Annotated in this window: 10 protein-coding genes and 5 pseudogenes; 11 read left to right on the top strand and 4 right to left on the bottom strand. The window is 53.2% G+C overall.

The features are described 5' to 3' along the window. Positions 1–53: 53 nt before the first annotated feature. From AC1DKH_RS01270 to AC1DKH_RS01260, 3 genes and pseudogenes are all read left to right on the top strand, one after another. Positions 54–239, top strand: a pseudogene (locus AC1DKH_RS01270) (transposase); the annotation flags it as partial. A 243-nt stretch (positions 240–482) separates the two neighbouring features. Continuing rightward, positions 483–1,388, top strand: coding sequence for a transcriptional regulator GcvA (gene gcvA / locus AC1DKH_RS01265; protein ID WP_477797171.1), 906 nt, complete (start codon positions 483–485; stop codon positions 1,386–1,388). Next, a pseudogene (locus tag AC1DKH_RS01260) lies at positions 1,375–1,527 on the top strand (NAD(P)-binding domain-containing protein); the annotation flags it as partial. The gene gcvA and the pseudogene AC1DKH_RS01260, both read left to right, overlap by 14 nt. 1,329 nt (positions 1,528–2,856) lie before the next feature. Here the strand turns inward: AC1DKH_RS01260 and AC1DKH_RS01255 are convergent. Further along, the gene (locus AC1DKH_RS01255; RefSeq protein ID WP_477797170.1) at positions 2,857–3,804 is read right to left on the bottom strand and encodes a site-specific integrase; all 948 of its coding nucleotides are present in this window, start codon (positions 3,802–3,804) and stop codon (positions 2,857–2,859) included. A gap of 181 nt (positions 3,805–3,985) precedes the next feature. On the opposite strand from AC1DKH_RS01255, the gene AC1DKH_RS01250 reads away from it, so the two are divergent. The 5 genes and pseudogenes from AC1DKH_RS01250 (at position 3,986) to AC1DKH_RS01230 (ending at position 8,925) form a co-directional block, all read left to right on the top strand. Further along, complete coding sequence (locus AC1DKH_RS01250; RefSeq protein ID WP_477797169.1) at positions 3,986–4,954, top strand: DNA-binding protein; 969 nt, start codon at positions 3,986–3,988, stop codon at positions 4,952–4,954. A 75-nt stretch (positions 4,955–5,029) separates the two neighbouring features. Continuing rightward, the gene (locus tag AC1DKH_RS01245; protein WP_477797168.1) at positions 5,030–5,239 is read left to right on the top strand and encodes a hypothetical protein; all 210 of its coding nucleotides are present in this window, start codon (positions 5,030–5,032) and stop codon (positions 5,237–5,239) included. Between the two features lie 101 nt (positions 5,240–5,340). Continuing rightward, a pseudogene (locus AC1DKH_RS01240) lies at positions 5,341–5,736 on the top strand (transposase); the annotation flags it as partial. A gap of 145 nt (positions 5,737–5,881) precedes the next feature. Further along, positions 5,882–7,669 (top strand): ATP-dependent nuclease, encoded by a 1,788-nt coding sequence (locus AC1DKH_RS01235; RefSeq protein WP_477797167.1) that lies wholly within the window; start codon positions 5,882–5,884, stop codon positions 7,667–7,669. Then, positions 7,666–8,925: an ATP-binding domain-containing protein gene (locus tag AC1DKH_RS01230; protein ID WP_477797166.1), complete on the top strand. Its 1,260-nt coding sequence runs from the start codon at positions 7,666–7,668 to the stop codon at positions 8,923–8,925. The genes AC1DKH_RS01235 and AC1DKH_RS01230 overlap by 4 nt, the downstream gene beginning before the upstream one ends. 225 nt (positions 8,926–9,150) lie before the next feature. Here the strand turns inward: AC1DKH_RS01230 and AC1DKH_RS01225 are convergent, their stop codons facing one another. Then, positions 9,151–9,876 carry an ATP-binding protein gene (locus AC1DKH_RS01225; protein WP_477797165.1) on the bottom strand — a complete coding sequence of 242 codons (726 nt, stop codon included), beginning with the start codon at positions 9,874–9,876 and terminating at the stop codon, positions 9,151–9,153. Positions 9,877–10,161: 285 nt separating this feature from the next. Then, a pseudogene (locus AC1DKH_RS01220) lies at positions 10,162–10,254 on the bottom strand (LysR family transcriptional regulator); the annotation flags it as partial. Positions 10,255–10,274: 20 nt separating this feature from the next. Between AC1DKH_RS01220 and AC1DKH_RS01215 the strand changes: the two are divergent. Together AC1DKH_RS01215 and AC1DKH_RS01210 are read left to right on the top strand one after the other, a co-directional pair. Then, positions 10,275–10,388 (top strand): cupin domain-containing protein, encoded by a 114-nt coding sequence (locus tag AC1DKH_RS01215; RefSeq protein WP_477797261.1) that lies wholly within the window; start codon positions 10,275–10,277, stop codon positions 10,386–10,388. A gap of 539 nt (positions 10,389–10,927) precedes the next feature. Further along, the gene (locus AC1DKH_RS01210) at positions 10,928–12,079 is read left to right on the top strand and encodes a tyrosine-type recombinase/integrase (RefSeq protein ID WP_477797164.1); all 1,152 of its coding nucleotides are present in this window, start codon (positions 10,928–10,930) and stop codon (positions 12,077–12,079) included. Positions 12,080–12,864: 785 nt separating this feature from the next. Here the strand turns inward: AC1DKH_RS01210 and AC1DKH_RS01205 are convergent. Beyond that, positions 12,865–13,100: pseudogene (locus tag AC1DKH_RS01205) on the bottom strand (alkene reductase); the annotation flags it as partial. 1,424 nt (positions 13,101–14,524) lie between these two features. Here AC1DKH_RS01205 and AC1DKH_RS01200 point away from each other — a divergent pair. Further along, entirely contained in the window at positions 14,525–15,430 is a 906-nt protein-coding gene (locus AC1DKH_RS01200) for an integrase (RefSeq protein ID WP_477797163.1), read from the top strand. The last annotated feature ends 660 nt before the right edge of the window (positions 15,431–16,090 follow it).

Below are 16,090 nucleotides of genomic sequence, written 5' to 3'. Positions count from 1 at the left end.
ATGTAGGGTATCGGTCTCCGGGAGCGGGTCTCGACGGTTACAAGCATTTACCCAGCCGCGCGCAGACACGGGCCAAGGTCGAGCATACGTTCCGGGTGATCAAACGCCAGTTCGGTTATGTGAAGGTCCGCTTCCGTGGGCTGGTTAAAAATACGGCTCAACTGACCACGCTATTCGTGTTGTCGAACCTGTGGATGACGCGAAAACATCTGATGGGTATGGGCGAGGTGTGCCTGTAAAACGGGAAACCGGACTGAAAGGTCCGGTCACGCGTCGCAGGGCGGCATTTTCTTGCCGAACAGTGCTGAAATCCGGACTTTTTACAGCTGATTGAGCACTTGGCCGAAGTTGCTGAGAGCTTCCCTAAATAAAGTAACTAAGGATCTTCACGCTTGAGTTTTTATCAAGTGGCTTTAGCCTGCTCAGTGATGATACTGCGCGTCCGTGCCCGCCCAAGTACAACTACAAAATGAGAGCCGTCTATGGATCGCCTGCCTCCCCTCAATGCCGTGCGCGCGTTCGAATCGGTCGTGCGGCATTTGAGCATCACCGTCGCCGCCGACGAACTCAACGTCACCCCTGGCGCGGTCAGTCGGCAGATCCGCTCGCTGGAAGAGTTTCTCGGCAAGGACCTGTTCACCCGTGGTCATCGGCAGATCACCCTGACACCGGCCGGCCAGCAGTACTCCCGCGCGGTGGCGTGGATGATCGATGACCTGCGAGTGGCGACAAAAAAATTGATGAGGCCCGTGCAGCGTCGGCAGATTAAGGTCCGCGCGTACACCACGTTCGCCATGCAATGGCTGATTCCACGTCTGGCTTCGTTCCACGCAGAACATCCAAAGATCGAAGTGCTGCTGACAGCCTCGCTGGACCCGGTGGACTTTTACAAGGATGACCTCGACGCGGCAATCCGGCTGTGCAACGGCGACTGGCCCAACACCAGCTGCTACACCCTAAGCGACAACCAGTTGGCCCCGGTGTGCAGTCTTTCTCTGCTGCTCAGTGAACCCGGCCTGCATACGCCGGCAGATATCACTCACTACACCATGCTGCACTCCATCGCCCGCCCGGATGACTGGAGCTACTGGCTGGAAGCCAACGACGCGACCCGCCATGTCGATGCCCGTGCAGGCATGACCTATCAGAGCTCTTCCATGGCTTACGCCGCTGCAGCCGGTGGGCAAGGCCTAGCCATGGCGCAGTTGTTTCTGGTGGAGAAAGAACTGAAGAACGGCACCCTGGTGAGGCCTTTCGAACAGACCGTGGACATGGGTAATTATACCTATTACCTGCTGGTGCCCAGGCATCGCGAGGAAAGCGCCGACATGTGTACTTTCCGCGAATGGATTGTCGAGCAGGCACGCCAGACCCGTGAACACGCTTGAGTCTCACTCAATCGGCTTCATCGGCCTTGGCGCCATGGGTCAGAAGATGGCCCTGCATCTGCTCGACAAAGGCTACGGTCTGAGCGTCTACGACCCCAACCCCAACCTCAACGCCTTGACTCCGCTGCTGGAGCGCGGCGCTCACAGTCACAACCGTTCTCCTATGGACGCGAACAAGGCGTCGATGCGCTGTCCCATTACACCCTGTTGAAATCGGTGATCATCCGGCTGTAGGTGCCTCGGACAACGACCTCCCCGAACCTGGACGGAAGGAATCAGCGGTAGGTCGAGCACGACGTTCCCAGTCATCCAGCTGTGAGCCAGATCAAGATGGTCGATGTGTACGATTTCATTTATGACCCTCGAATGTTCAGATAGGAAGAATGGTCATGCCAAGCAACACCACATACCGGATTGCAACCACCCACAGCATTGTTTCCCAGCATGAAGTCGAACAGGCTCGTCAGCGCGGCGGGGGGGGGTGTTGAGGTTGGCGAACTATTCGGAGGCGGGAAAGTTGGCCAAGCCCTGAAATGGTGCTGCGCTCAACGGGCGTCCATCCAACATACGAATCACCAGGATTGCTCGGTAGTTTTAAATCGCTCATTCCTCCTGGATTCCGTCGCCGTTGTCCGCTTGCTGAATGCGAATAAGGGCGCGGCTTGCCGATCTGTTCGGCCGTAAATGTGTGTTTTGCGAATCTTTCTTGCAGGGTACTCAGCCTGGCGACATCGAGCACTACCGGCCAAAGGGAAAGGTTGCTGCGGATGTCTCGCTACCTTTCGATCCGCAAGCCATCAAGAAGAAAAAAAACCAAGGGCGCTAAGGCCAGCATTCCTCCCGCCCGCGAAGGGTATTGGTGGTTGGCCGCTGCGTGGGACAACCTCTTGATTTCGTGCGCAGATTGCAACCGGCCGCGGGAGCAAGAGGACTTCGACAATCGCAAGCGCGTCATAGGTAAATCAAACTTTTTTCCTATCGCGGCTAACAGCACCCGGGCGTCTCGCCCGGGATTTTTGCGAAATGAGGTTCCGTTGTTGTTGACCCCGTGCGTGGACGATCCCGAGAATCATCTGGTCTTCCAAGATGATGGACGCGTGGAACCGGCCAAAATTAACGGTGCGGTGTGCAAAAAAAGGGGAGGCCAGTATCCATTATCTCGGATTGGCGCGGGCGGAGCTGTTACAAATGAGGTCGCGCCATCGCTGGATTGTGATGAGCACTCTCCGTCATGTGAAGGGCGCGCTAGCAAGGGGCGACGATCCTGGGGAAGACCTAAATGATCTGATGAGAATGCTGTCTCCCACCGAACCCTACGTAGCCTACACAAGAACCCTCGTCAGACAACATCTGGGGCCCTATCTGCATCTGATTGGTCTCTGAGGATCTTCCTCCAACAGGACATTTCTGAGGTGGCCGTCCAAGTTGCGGCTGATCCTAGAGCCACCTGACTGACGCGCTGCATAAGTCAGGTGGTTTCGACCCGCAGTCTTATTGTTTTGGCCGCTAGGCCACCGAATGAACCTGCAGCATCGACATAGCGCAGCGCTGACTTCACATCTTTCCACCCCACATAGCTCATCAGTGACTTGATGTCCCAGCCGTTTGCTGAGGCCCAAGTTGCAAAACCGCGGCGCATTGAGTGGCTGCTGTAAATTTCTGATGGGACACCCGCTTGCCTGAAGATGCGACGAAGCATCGGGATCAAACTATTTGGATTGATGCCGCCCTCAGCAAGATTACCCCAGCGATCCACCTTCCTGAACACCGGCCCACGCGCAATGCCGGCCACTGTAATCCAGCTGATGTAAGCCTGGACGGGGCAGAGCTTCTTTAGAGCGGGGGTGTGGAATGTCGTCCCCAGGTGTTGTCGATCGCCTTTCGTATGCGGCAGATAGAAAGTGATGCCGGCGCCGGACTCGGCTTGTGTGTGTTCAACCTGAAGTCGTGCCAGTTCGTCACCACGGAAACCTCGCCAGAACCCAATCAGCACCAGAGCAATGTCTCGTCGATGCCTCATCACGCTTTTGTAGTCGTCGCGCTCAGCCGCCAGGGCCGCCTCTCGTTCAAGCCAACTAACTGCTTGTTCCAGGTGAAGTAGAAGGAGAGGGGCCGCCTGTTTCTCCTGGGCGGGATGCAGTGTCCGTATGCCCTTGATCATCTGCTTAACGGTTGGCGTCTTCGTCGGATCCGGGAAGCCCTGCGTGATGTGCCACTGAGCCAGGGCGGCCAGGCGTTGCTTCAGCGTGCTGATGGTGTGCTTATCCGCGTACTCGGCGAGGTAGCGCACGATGCCGTCCCCGGTCGCGGGCAAAAAACCACCCCAGGTCACTTCGAAGTGCTCCACGGCGGCGCGGTAGCTGCGCCGGGTGTTTTCCCGGGTGCCGGCCTGCAGGTAGCGATCCGCCTTGTTCATCTCAACCCTTCGACGCGAAACGTACCTTTTCCGCCGACGGAAAAGGCCGAAAACAGTTCTATGATGCGATAACGCTCGATTATTTTATCAGATAAATGCGGTTTTATAGCGCTTTACATCATGGCAAAATAGAACGTAAATACATGGTATGTAAAACAGTACGAAATCGTAGGAGCAGAACATGGCCCGTGGCGGCGTCAACAAGGCAATTGTGCAAAAAGCGCGGGAGGCGCTGCTGGCGCGCGGGGAGAATCCGAGCATTGATGCGGTGCGCGTTGAGCTCGGAAATACCGGCTCAAAGACGACAATTCATCGCTATTTGAAGGAGTTGGACGAGGTTGACCAGCGCCATAGTGCGCCCCAGCAGGCGCTCAGCGACGAGCTCGGTGAGCTGGTGTCGCGCCTGGCGCAGCGCCTGAAAGAGGAGAGCGAGGAGCAGATTGAGCGGGCGCTCGCCGCTGCGGACGCCGACAAGGCGGAATTGAGCGAGCAGCTCAGAACCAGTCAGACCGCCCTTGGCCAGCTCCAGCAGCAGTTCGATATCCAGCGCAGCGCGCTGGAAACTGAGTCGAGCGAATTGCAGACCTGCCGTACAACCTTACAGGCCGAACAAACGCGGAATGCGCGACTTAGCCAGTCCTGCAGCGACCTGGAATTGCGGGTGAAGGAAAAGGACGAGCAGATTCGTTCGCTGGAAGAAAAGCACCTACACGCCCGCGATGCGCTCGAGCACTACCGCAGTGCGATCAAGGAACAGCGTGAGCAGGAACAGCGGCGCCATGAAGGGCAGCTGCAACAGATCCAGATGGAGCTGCGTCATCTGCAGCAGACACTGATCATCAAGCAGGATGAGTTGACCCAGTTAAATCGCGACAATGAGCGTTTGCTGACGGAAGCTCGGCAACAGCAGAAGGGGTATTTGGACTTGGAAACAGTCCGAGAGCGCCAAGCGGGCGAAATTAACTCGTTGAAAACGCTGATAGCACAGGGCGAGGGCGGCAAACAGGTTTTGCTCGAGCAGGTCAGCGGCTTGCAGCGCGAAATAAACTCACTCACCGAGGCGCTGGAGGAGAGAGCCAAAGAGGCTTCGGAATTGGCAGAAGAACTAGATGCTGCTCGCGAATTGTCTGCGAAGGAAGTCGACGGCTAAGGCTGGAAGTTGGCTTTTCAGTGGTCGCTTTCGTTCTAGGCTGTGTGTAAACGTCCAAGTAAGGATAGAGATAGCATGGAAGACAAGGGTCTGGGTGAAAAGGTAAAGGCAGGTGAGCCGCTGATGGAGCAGGCGGTGCAGGCGTTACGCCGGTACTATGAAGCGCAAGAGACTCAGCTTGCGGAAGAAGTGGAGATGCTGCGCCACGAAGCGGAAGCGCTGTTCGTTGCTGTTAATGAGTTTCTGCGTCAGGCCTTCGGCGGGCCTGCACCTCAGTATCATTGAGTCACACCCCAGAGTGGCAAAGGCAGCAGTCGACCCAGGCTGTGTGAAAACATCTGCGATTGTCTAATCTTTTGATCGTCGAGATCGTAGCGGGGGCGATCATGAAGCGATTTATTGAAGGCGAGGCTCGGACGCAAGTCACCTTGCTGCCGGAGTGTCTGGACGATTACGTAGCCGAAGAAAATCCAGTGCGCGTGGTCGATGTTTTCGTCGATGAACTCGACCTGGGCGCACTTGGTTTTGAGGGCGTTGATCCTGCCGCAACTGGTCGTCCGGCCTACCACCCAGCGGTGTTGCTGAAGATCTATATCTACGGCTACCTCAATCGGATTCAGTCCAGCCGCCGGCTTGAGCGTGAGGCCGAGCGCAACGTCGAGTTGATGTGGCTAACGGGGCGTTTGGCTCCGGACTTCAAAACCATTGCCGACTTTCGCAAAGACAACAGCAAGGCTATTCGCAGTGTCTGCCGGCAATTCGTAGTGCTTTGTCGCAACCTCAATCGTCCGGCCGCCTGGTGGTTTTCACTTTGTACGACACTGGATTGGATTCAGATATAGTCATTGTCCGCACTCGCCCTGGCGCAGCGCTACACCCGCGAATGGAATACAGAGCCCTGGTGGCTATCTGAGATAAGGAGCTGGGATGAGAGTTGGAATCCTTGAAATTTCGAATTTCCGAGGTATTCGCCAAGGGGTTGTTCACTTCAAGCAGCACCCCGTACTGATAGGCGCTAACAATACCGGAAAAACCACCGTAATCGAGGCGCTCACATTGTTGCTCGGCCGGGAACGAATGGTGCGAGAGCTGACCGAACACGATTTTTTCGGCTCGGATCCCCAACCTGCGGATCGGATCAAGCTTGTCGCGACGGTTACTGGGTTTTCTTCTCAGGATCCAGGTGATCATCTGGACTGGTTTCGAGACGGCCGGGGCGTTCCAAAATGGATTGATGAGGCTACCGGCACTGTTTGCCCTGTACGGACAGAGCAAGCATCAATGCTATGTTGCCAAATTGGCGCACAAGCGTACTTTGACCGCGATTCGCTCAGCGTCGAAATGGTCAGGTATTTCCATGATCACGATAACCCCATCGACCCATTTGCAGATGACGCGCCTGTAGGCGTGCCGCCCAAACTCATCAAGGAAATGGGCTTTTATCTCGTGCGGGCTAGCCGAACTTGGGACAAGGTTTTCTCATGGGGAAGCGAGTTGTTCCGCCGGACCTTACAGGCTGCAGCCGCTCAGCCCTCATCCGCTATCCTTGCCGAGCGGGATCGTCTAAGAAGACCAGTAGCTCCCATTGAGCAGGATCAGCAAATCTCTGCCCTTATCGATAACGTCAACACCGAACTATCGAAGTGCATTCCCAGTGCGCCCTCTGTTCAGTTGAGGGTAACCAGCACCGATAGTCGATCACTGCTCGACTCCGTCGCAGCACACTTCGCCGTCGGCGGAGGGTTAGGAGTGCCTGCTGCCCGTCAAGGCAGTGGACTAATTTCGCTTCAAGGATTGCTGTTGCTGTTAGAACTCGGCAGAGGCCGTGCAGAGGCGGGCGAGGGCTTTCTGATGGCCCTGGAGGAACCTGAACTACACCTGCCGCCATCAGGCCAGCAGCAGCTAGTTCAACGCGTCCAAGCGCTTTCTACCCAGACCTTTGTGACTACTCATTCACCGCTGATTGCTGCGGTATCCGATCCCACCTCTGTGTTGATCCTTCGAAACGTGGACGGGCAGCTATCGGCACTTCCATTCCTGTCTGAAAAACTCCCACCCGAAGCGCCAAACTGGAAGCGTAAGTTCTTCCAGCAGAGCCGGGTGGATGTACTTTCGGCGCTCATGCACCCATGTATTCTTGTGCCCGAAGGGCGTGCGGATTTTCAGTTACTGAAAACCGTACTTCGTCCTTTGATGCTCAGCGAAGGATGGTCTACGAGCATGGAGGCAATGTTTGGGCTCCAGGTGGGGGTAGTACCGACAGAGGATGCCAAAGTGGTTGAAACCTACGAGCTTCTGACTGCCGCGCATCAGCGTGTCTGTTGTCTTGTCGATGGTGACGCAGATGGGCACCGTTACACGAGAGGGCTACAAGAAACACAAACTCCCCCACCAGTGATTATCCGGTGGGCAAATGGCGAGATGATTGAAGACGCAATTGGATGGATCCTTGAGGCCGACGAAGAGCATATATTGCGTGCGCTTAACGACGTGCCTCGCGTGCCACCAACGTCTGTTAGCGACATCGTGGCGCACCTGAAACAGAAAAAAATGGATGTAATCTGCTATGAAGAACTAGCGGACGCCGTTGTTAACTCCGAAGCTTGCCGTCGTAGAGCAGCCGACCTGTTTAGCGATTTGGCATTGACCTGCGTGGCTAGGGCGAACCGTCATTTTGCACAAGGCACCGATGGTGCGTGGGTTTTCCACCGATGACAGTCAGATCTTTTTCAGGGCCTGCTGGTTGCGGTAAAACCTTTCAACTTATGTCCGCGCTGACGGCACAGTTGGCGGATCAGCAGTTGCAGGAAGGCCAAAGGGTGCTTGCCCTCACATTTATGCACGGTTCGAGACGACGACTGGATGATCGATTGGCGGGAGTCATTGGACTCAATCGTCGCTATGAGTGCAGCACTCTCGACAGCTTCGCATGGAGAGTAGTCAGTCGATGGAGAGCACTGGCTAATTACCTGGGGAAGGCATTCCCAGAGGTCGGCGCTTACGAGGAAATCTGTGGGCTGGCGGCAGAGTTGATCGCCCGTAACGACGTTGCTCGATGGGTGGCGGCCGCGTTTCCAATCGTGGTGGTTGATGAGGCGCAAGACTTAACCCCCAGTCGACTTGCCATCGTTCAGTCGCTCGCTGAGCATGTGAAGTTGCTCGTTGCCTCCGATGAGTTCCAGTGCTTGGTTGAGGAGCTTCGTCCAAATTTAGCTTGTGAATGGCTCGCTGCGGTTGGTAACGAGGTCACCCTGGATCAACCAAGGCGAACGAGCGACCGAGATCTACTTGCTGCTGCAAGAGCAATCAGATCTGGGCAAGCACCGCGAAGCTCGGGCCAATTCAAGGTGGTTGCAACTGCAAACGCTGGGTTAGCAGGTACTTGGATATCCAACGCAATCAGCTGGAACAGAGCCGGAAATAGAATTGCGATCATCACCCCGACAATGGGCACCTTCGCTCACGCAGTACGCGAGTGGGTGGAGACTCGCACCACCAAAAACGGGAATGGTCCTCACCATGTGATCCTGGAACAGTCGGAGTCGGTTCGATCTGAAGCCTTCATCAAAGAGTTAGCATTACCTGATCATGCTGATGTCATTGAGGCTATAGCTTTGATGGAAGGCAAACCGCGGAGCATTGCCCAAGACTTTATCCGCTGGGTTGGTCGGCAACGAAGAACCAAAGGACAGACAACATTCTCTCGCCAACAAATGGAAGAGGCGATCCTCCAAGCGTTTTCTAATCAACGCCGGCTAGCAGGCAATGACGCTGCCGGGATTCGAGCCCTGACGGTACACGGCGCAAAAAATCGTGAGTTTGATTTGGTGCTCGTAGTTTGGCCAGCCGCGATCGGAGGCGATGACATTCAGAAAAGGCGACTTCTTTACAATGCGATCACACGAGCGAAAGGACAGTGTTTAGTCCTGGTTCAGAGCGCACGAGCTATGGCTGCGCCGCCCTTTGGGTAATTGCATTGACCTCCGTATCATTGACAGTCAATGCAGCTGAATATCAGTTCATTTCAGATGAAGCAAATTCGGGGCCTCGAGGGGTCTCCATGCAGGGTACCTGTAGGTGATACGGGCGATTTCAGACTCTCAAACGCGACATCTGCAATGGGGCGGCAAGGCGGCAGGAGCGGCCCGTATACTCAACTCTGCCATCCCATCATCGTTTCAATTCTCGACGAAGACTTACTTTGTTTCTACTGGTTGAAACGGGCCAATCTCTGGGTAGTCAAAAAGACGTTCAGCATAGGACCTCATATTTCCAGCATTACCTCGCAACTCGGGCGGGCCTGCACCAACAATTATCAAGGGCAAGCTAACCTGCGAAACACGATGCAGGGCGACTATTAGCGCGGCTAACTCGGGCTCCATGACGAGCTGAAGGTCATCAATAAATATCACTAGGGCAGTATTTGCGTGACGCGCGGCTTCTCCAACCTCTATCAGTAAGGCGGTCAAGTCGCCGTCGAGATCGCCGTTGTCGGCCAACCCTGGCTCAGGCTGAAAATCCAAATCTATCTCAATATCTTGGTAGCGTTCTTTCAATGTTTTTGTGAAGCCTGAGAGCGCGCGGAGCGCTTTGACAGCAGCATCTTTGGCCGCGTGTACAGTACTCATGCGGAGCAGTGCTGCTTTTATCTGTAGGACTAGCATTGAAAGTAGGGATCGCTCTTTCAATGTCTCTACATAGGCAGTGTGAATGCCGAACGCAACTGCATCCCTCGCCAACTGATTCAGCAATACCGTCTTTCCGACACCTTGCAAACCAACAATTATGAGGCTTTTTACTGGTCGCCCAATGCGAAGGCGCTCAACAGACACTCGCAACCGCTCACGTAGATCGTCACGACCAATCTGTTCAGAAGGTTGTGGACTGCCAATAGGTGCGTGAGGATTACGTATTACGGCCATAGAAATATACTCAAATGATCGGTTCCTATGATGCCCAAATCTGCCCCCTAAGTAACAGGCAGAAATCGGCCCAGAGTGTGTAAAAACGCTTCACCAAAATTGAAGTATGCGCATCTACGTTAAATCTGAAATTTATCGGCACGTCAGCAGATGTGGATTTCGCGTAGAAACGCGATTTCCAGTCCGATTTTGAGTACCTGTCGCGCTCAAAAACGTTTTTACACAGCCTCGGCCAGAAGGAGACATTCGTTTGCGTCGGGATGCCCCCTATCCAGTCGTCAGGCATTAAGCACTGTTGAGATGGTCGCGTATGAACTCGATGAACCGCTGGGTCTTCGCAGGAAGCAGCCGTGTTTCGGTCAGTGCGTAGACCGAGATGCGAGTGCGACTACGACGAGATGTGCCACATCCTCGAAGGCACCGTGCGCCTGACCGGTGCGGACGGCGTGGCGAAGACCTTCGGGCCGGGGGATTCGTTCGTGGATTCGCCGACCTTCAAGGTCCGTTACTGACACCACCGCAGGACGCAACAACCGGGTCATTGATGTGATTGAAAACGTTTCACTGTGAAACGCTTTAAATCAGCGAAGCACTTTGGCCCACATCAGATCGCTAAGGTGGCACGGATTTGGAGGGAGTGCTGCCAACGTGTTTCACAGTGAGACACTTTGGATGCTTAGGGAGAAAACCAGCAACCCGCAGTGTCGAAGGACCGTCGAACATCCAGGACCTTGACGAGCAGAAGGAGAGACGGCTACGGGGCGGATTTCGCCCGTCACAAAGGGGCGGCTTTGGGCATCCTAAAACTGTTCACTTTCGGCATTTTGTAAAGTTTTTAGCGCTAAGAATGGCAAAAAAGTTACGAAATTTATTACACTCTTTGACTCGTGATTCGAGCGTGAATGTAAGCACACGAAAGCAATGCATTTTCTTGACGGATGACCTTGAGAAGGAAGATAAAGTGTTTGCAACCCTTCTGAAGATCAAGACGGAATACGTGCAGGTACAGTCCGGTTGCCCAAGACAAGCTATTAAATGAGGGTAGCTTAGCATGGACATTGTTAACGTCACTGCATTGGATCAAGAAGCCAAACGGCTACATGACGAGCAATTGATTGTAGTCGAGCAGCGCGCGAACAACATCATCGGTGCAAAAAATGACTTTGAGGCTGTACGAGCGTGGATGAAAGCTAAGGGGATGCGCTCCCGTCATACGTTTAAAAGCTTCAAAGGAGAAGCAAAGAAACTTCTTGTTTGGATGATGGAGCTGCGCCTGACCCTGAATACGCTCAATGTTGAGCATGTGCATAGTTACTATAACCACCTAGCTAACCCGCCGAAACACTGGATTCGCCCGGCCAAAGCCAAAAAAGGTGAGAAATTGGGGACATCCCAATTACTCAGGGGTGGAGTGTCGAGCGAGTCCATTGCATTCAGTCGAACCGTTCTGATTGGCCTTTGTCGATATCTCATTGCTGCGGGTTACATGCGCAATAATCCATTCGAATTGTCGCACAAGCCAACCGTTGTTCAGCAAAAAGAGCAGGAACGTTACCTTTCCCTGGATGCATGGCGTTATCTGTGGGGATTCATAGTGGGAATGACGGATCGATCCGCGTTAGAAGCGAAGGATGCAGCCCGAGTTCGGTGGATCTTTGCCTTGTTCTACCATACCGGGCTGCGCTGTGAAGAAGCAGTCAGCGGCAAGATGAGCCACTTTGTTCGCCGTGACTTGACGTGGCAGCTCAAAGTCGTTGGGAAGGGATCGAAGGCCCGGTCTGCAACTGTCAACTCGGTGCTTTTGTCTGAGCTGACACGGTTTAGAAGAATTTGCGGACTACCACCTTATCCGCTACCCACTGAGGGCTTCCCGCTTGTGCCGCGCCAGTCCCTTAAGGGTGGCGTGGGTGTGACAACACGAACGATCCAGGCGCTGATTAGTTCTGTGGCTAAGCGCGCAGCAGAGCATTGTTCCTATTTGCAGATGGCAGAGCAACTTCGAAGCATGTCGGCCCACTGGCTACGGCACACGAACGCAACACATCGGCTTATGGCCGGGGCAAGTTTGGAGACAACGCAAGACGAACTTGGTCACGCAGATTCTCGCACCACAAGGATTTATGCGAAGACCTCTTCTGTGGCGCGTAAGGATGATGCTGAAAAACTCGCTGAGTATCAAAAAAACATAAATATAGCTGACTAACAATACAATATTATCGAGATGGCTTGCGTTTGTATTGGTGCGAGTGGTTTCGGCTGCCAGAACCACAACCAATCAAAGTTGATGTCAGCACTGACCACTTATACCGGTCAACCGACCAGAAGCACGGGAGGGGTCGTAAACGCCGAGCGGTCGAATGGCAGTGCCACATCCAAATTCACCATTATCGAAGACTCGAATTTCAAATGCCCGGCGTGTAGGGCTCACTTCCCGGAGTTGACCAACCTGGTGCGCAGAATTACAAGATGGCGATAACGATTTTTTTTCAAAATGGCTGGGTTGATATTCGAAACTACCAAAGGCAATGACGCAGGGGTAGCTAAACTCGTCGACCGTTTGGTTAATGAAATGAACCTCGATCATCGAGAGTTTATTCGCTGCATGGACTAGCTGATATCTATTGGAGAAGTACCCGCGGACCTGGGCGAAGCAATCGGTTTGGGGATTCAGCAAACACCTTGATCGTTACTTGTTTACAAGGACTACCATGCGCTGTTGCAAGGGATGTACCCGGGTGAACAATTGATGACTACGTTCGCAGAATGAGCAGCGGGGAAGGGGAGCAAACCAATAAAGCCAAACCGGAGCACCGTTGTAAATGAAGGTCTTCACCAACGATCAGAAGAGACTGATCTGTATTGCGCTAATGGTTGTAACAGCGGGAGGGCATTTGCAGTTTCAAAAAACTTCTGACCTAGGGGCTTTCTGAATCAGTAGTTGACCGCTGACCAATCGGTGTAGCCCTTGGCGCCGCCGCCGTAGCACGACTAGCGGGGTGAGATGGTCAGCTCGGCCCCTTGTCCCAGGCGTTCCATCAGACCAGGGTTGGAAATGAACAGGCGGCCGAAGGCCACGACGTCGATCTTGCCCTGCGCGCGGCGCTCGACTGCCATGTCCTGGGCAAAGGGCCGTAGAACTCCGCGCTGAGAGCATCCATGGCGACTCCCTCTGGAATTTCACGGGAGGTGGCGGTGGCACCTTCAACAAAGTGCAGGTAAGCCAGAGGACAGTTAGGATGAGTGCGGTCGTGACAGCTTATCACTTGGTCTAGTCTACAAATTTAACGAAACGACTCGAACCGAGATTGGGCGTCACTAGTTGGTTGCTTAGGCCCCATAAGATAACTAACTCAACTAAATAGAGGTTTAGTTTAGTTATCTTTTCTTTGACTCTGAAATACGCCCAGAGAACAGATTACTCCACTGGTATTACAAAAGGAGGGCGAAATCGGGTAATTACATACTGCCTCAACGATTCGTTAATCCTCACCTAAAATCGCAAACATCGCGATGTACATAGTGCTTCTGATTTTAACCACTATTGCTAGCGGATGCCCCAGCCACCTCAATAATGCTGGATCCGCACCAGAATGACCTCGGTCCGCAGCGGTTTGCCTAGGACGCAGACTTATAAATGGAGTCTTCTGTTCATTTTGGTCAGCCAAGTCTGGGTCAATGTGATGGATACAAGTGCATTTTCTAACGCTGGCAAACCTCGAGCATGGACGCCACCGGTCATTCACACGAATGACTTTCTTTGAAATTAGGGTATCAATCCCATAGCGAAAGTCCAAGATTTCACGCAGCGACGCGCTCGTAGGTGGATCTGCAAGGTATAAGTAATGCCAAAAATACACATCCAATCTCAAAAAGGTTTCTTGAATCAAACAGATGGGAGGACTTGAGCACGGTGCCAGCCCAGGCTAGTCATGGCGAGATTTCTGGATCTGCTATTGCAGGAGTAAAATGACCCCAGAGGTCTTAGGAGTCCAGTTAAGGATCCGGAGTAGCCACGGATTCGCATATTTAAATGAGGCCAGCCCAAGTCTCAGCTTGATCAACAGCGCAAGGAACTGACCGCAACCATATGATTTTCCAAGGGGTCGCATATTTTGATAGGTTTTCGCATTTTTAAGTAATCTCGACAGTGTGTGTCAGGGTCAATTCGGCAATATGGCATTGCGTGTAATGTATATTATGTTAAATCATGTATTGAGACAGATCCCCACTGCACTTGTCCATTTCCACTAATCCCCGGTCGCGTTTCCACAAAAGCCCGTTTCCCATGAAATCAGCCCCTTGCTCTCCCATCCTTACACCTTCCATTACGTTGTCCTGTCACGAAACTGCGTTTTTTGCAGCTGACGCCTCGAAAGCTAGTCAGCGCCTAATACCTCTGCTAAATATACTATCTACCTGAAGATTTTAGCGTGCGGGTAGCCTCATGAAGCGGCCATTCATCCCATTCCCCATTTTTCCTCCCTATAACCAGTGGCGACCTAATCGCGTATCCAGTTTCTTTGAGAATCTTCAAGTTTCAGCTCGCTTGAGTCGAGTTACTGAGTCATGTCAGCCCTTCATTAGCACTTGGTACGCCTACCGGTTTGTAAATTGGATCGCTCACAACTGGAGCCCCTTGAACCCTCACATGCAGTACAACATCTGCATCAAAGGCTTGGAAAAAATGCTCAACTGGAGCTTCGCGAATGACGTCTGCTTGCTAGATTGGACTCGCGCCGACTTTGAGAGCTACTCGGACTTTATTCGAAGCCCAATCAGCGTCTGGGCGACTTCTAGTAAACAAAAACGGTTCTTGGCCAACGCCGCCCTGGACTTTCAAGATTGGGCCATCAACCCGAACTGGAAACCATTCCATGGAGCGCGTACCGGCGAGTCCTTCGAGAAGATTGATGAGAATGTGTGGAAGCGTGAGATCCGATGCGTTAAGCAGTTCATGGATTTCTACCTCAAGGATGTGTCCGCCAAACGTGAAAATGTAGCCTTGGCTAAGCTCGAATTCTTGATGTTTAAAACCTCGCAGGCTCGAGGTACCATTTCGGATGAAGTTATGGAATGGATACTATCAAAACTCCAGAGCCTTCCTCTGAGCACGCATCACTCCAGCCTAATTGCGATGTATTTGACGATCGCGAGATATTCAGGCAGGCCTCTGTGGCAAGTGTTGGGGACTGACTCAAGCCCTGGGCGTGTCGACCAGTTCAGGCTAGATACCCATGGGATGTGGCTGGAGAGTCATCCCACGAACGGCAGTTCTGTTCCGCTGCCGGGGGCATTTGGTCGGGCCTTTGAGCGACATCTTATTCACTTGAATATTGATGCCAAGCAACCGTTGCCTGCAGCGATCCTGTTTCCTCGGGAGGATTCGGTTGGTGGCTACGGCCTGAAAGCCCTCTGGCGCATGATTTGCTTGATTAGAGAGGACTTAGCGGTTATCGCAAAGGCATCGGACAAACCGACTATTTCACAAGCATCTCAAGACATCCGACAATTGACGGGAGCGTTGGTATCGAGTCGTTCGAAGGATGCTGGCTAGGGACTATTTTGTAAGGTGCCGTAAGGGAAATTGAGGTCAACGCGTACGAGTGCAATGCTTCGGCACTGTCAACTCAGAGATTGCAGACGGTTCATCCAGATGTGACAGTTCGGGCAAAACGGAATTAAATCGGTCAACCGGTTCAGTTGGTATTCTAAGCCGATCTGACTTAACGGGATAATTTGGCGCACAGTCGTACACCAGAGATCAAATATTCCTAAGCTTGCCTTTCGCAAGCGCCCCGCTCCTCTCAATTACGACACCCAAAACGGCAGTTTCGAGTTACGAGGTTTGTCGATGATGATCGCTAAGCTTTGGTTGGCCCTCGTAGCTGCAACATAAAGTCAACCGCTGACGTTGATTCCAGATAGGTCTGTTTCTGAATGAAGGCCCTGATCGGCGCGGTGGGTACGATCAGCACGCGCTCGAACGTGACACCTTTCGATACCTTGAAATTCATAAAGTCCAAATCGAATTCCTTACCGGAAGCTATGGTGCTGCGCAGGCATTGAGGCCGGAACCGCTCGACGTATTGGTCGACATGCTTGGAATGCACCAGGCACACGCCATCATGTTCAGAAACCGCGTGGTTCTCTCACGTTGTTCCTTGAAAGCCCCATGACGCATCAAAGATGAAGTCACAGAACGTCGCGATTTCAG

It is taken from the genome of Pseudomonas sp. 05L36, assembly GCF_056398125.1.
This window is presented reverse-complemented; position numbering and strand designations above follow the sequence as displayed.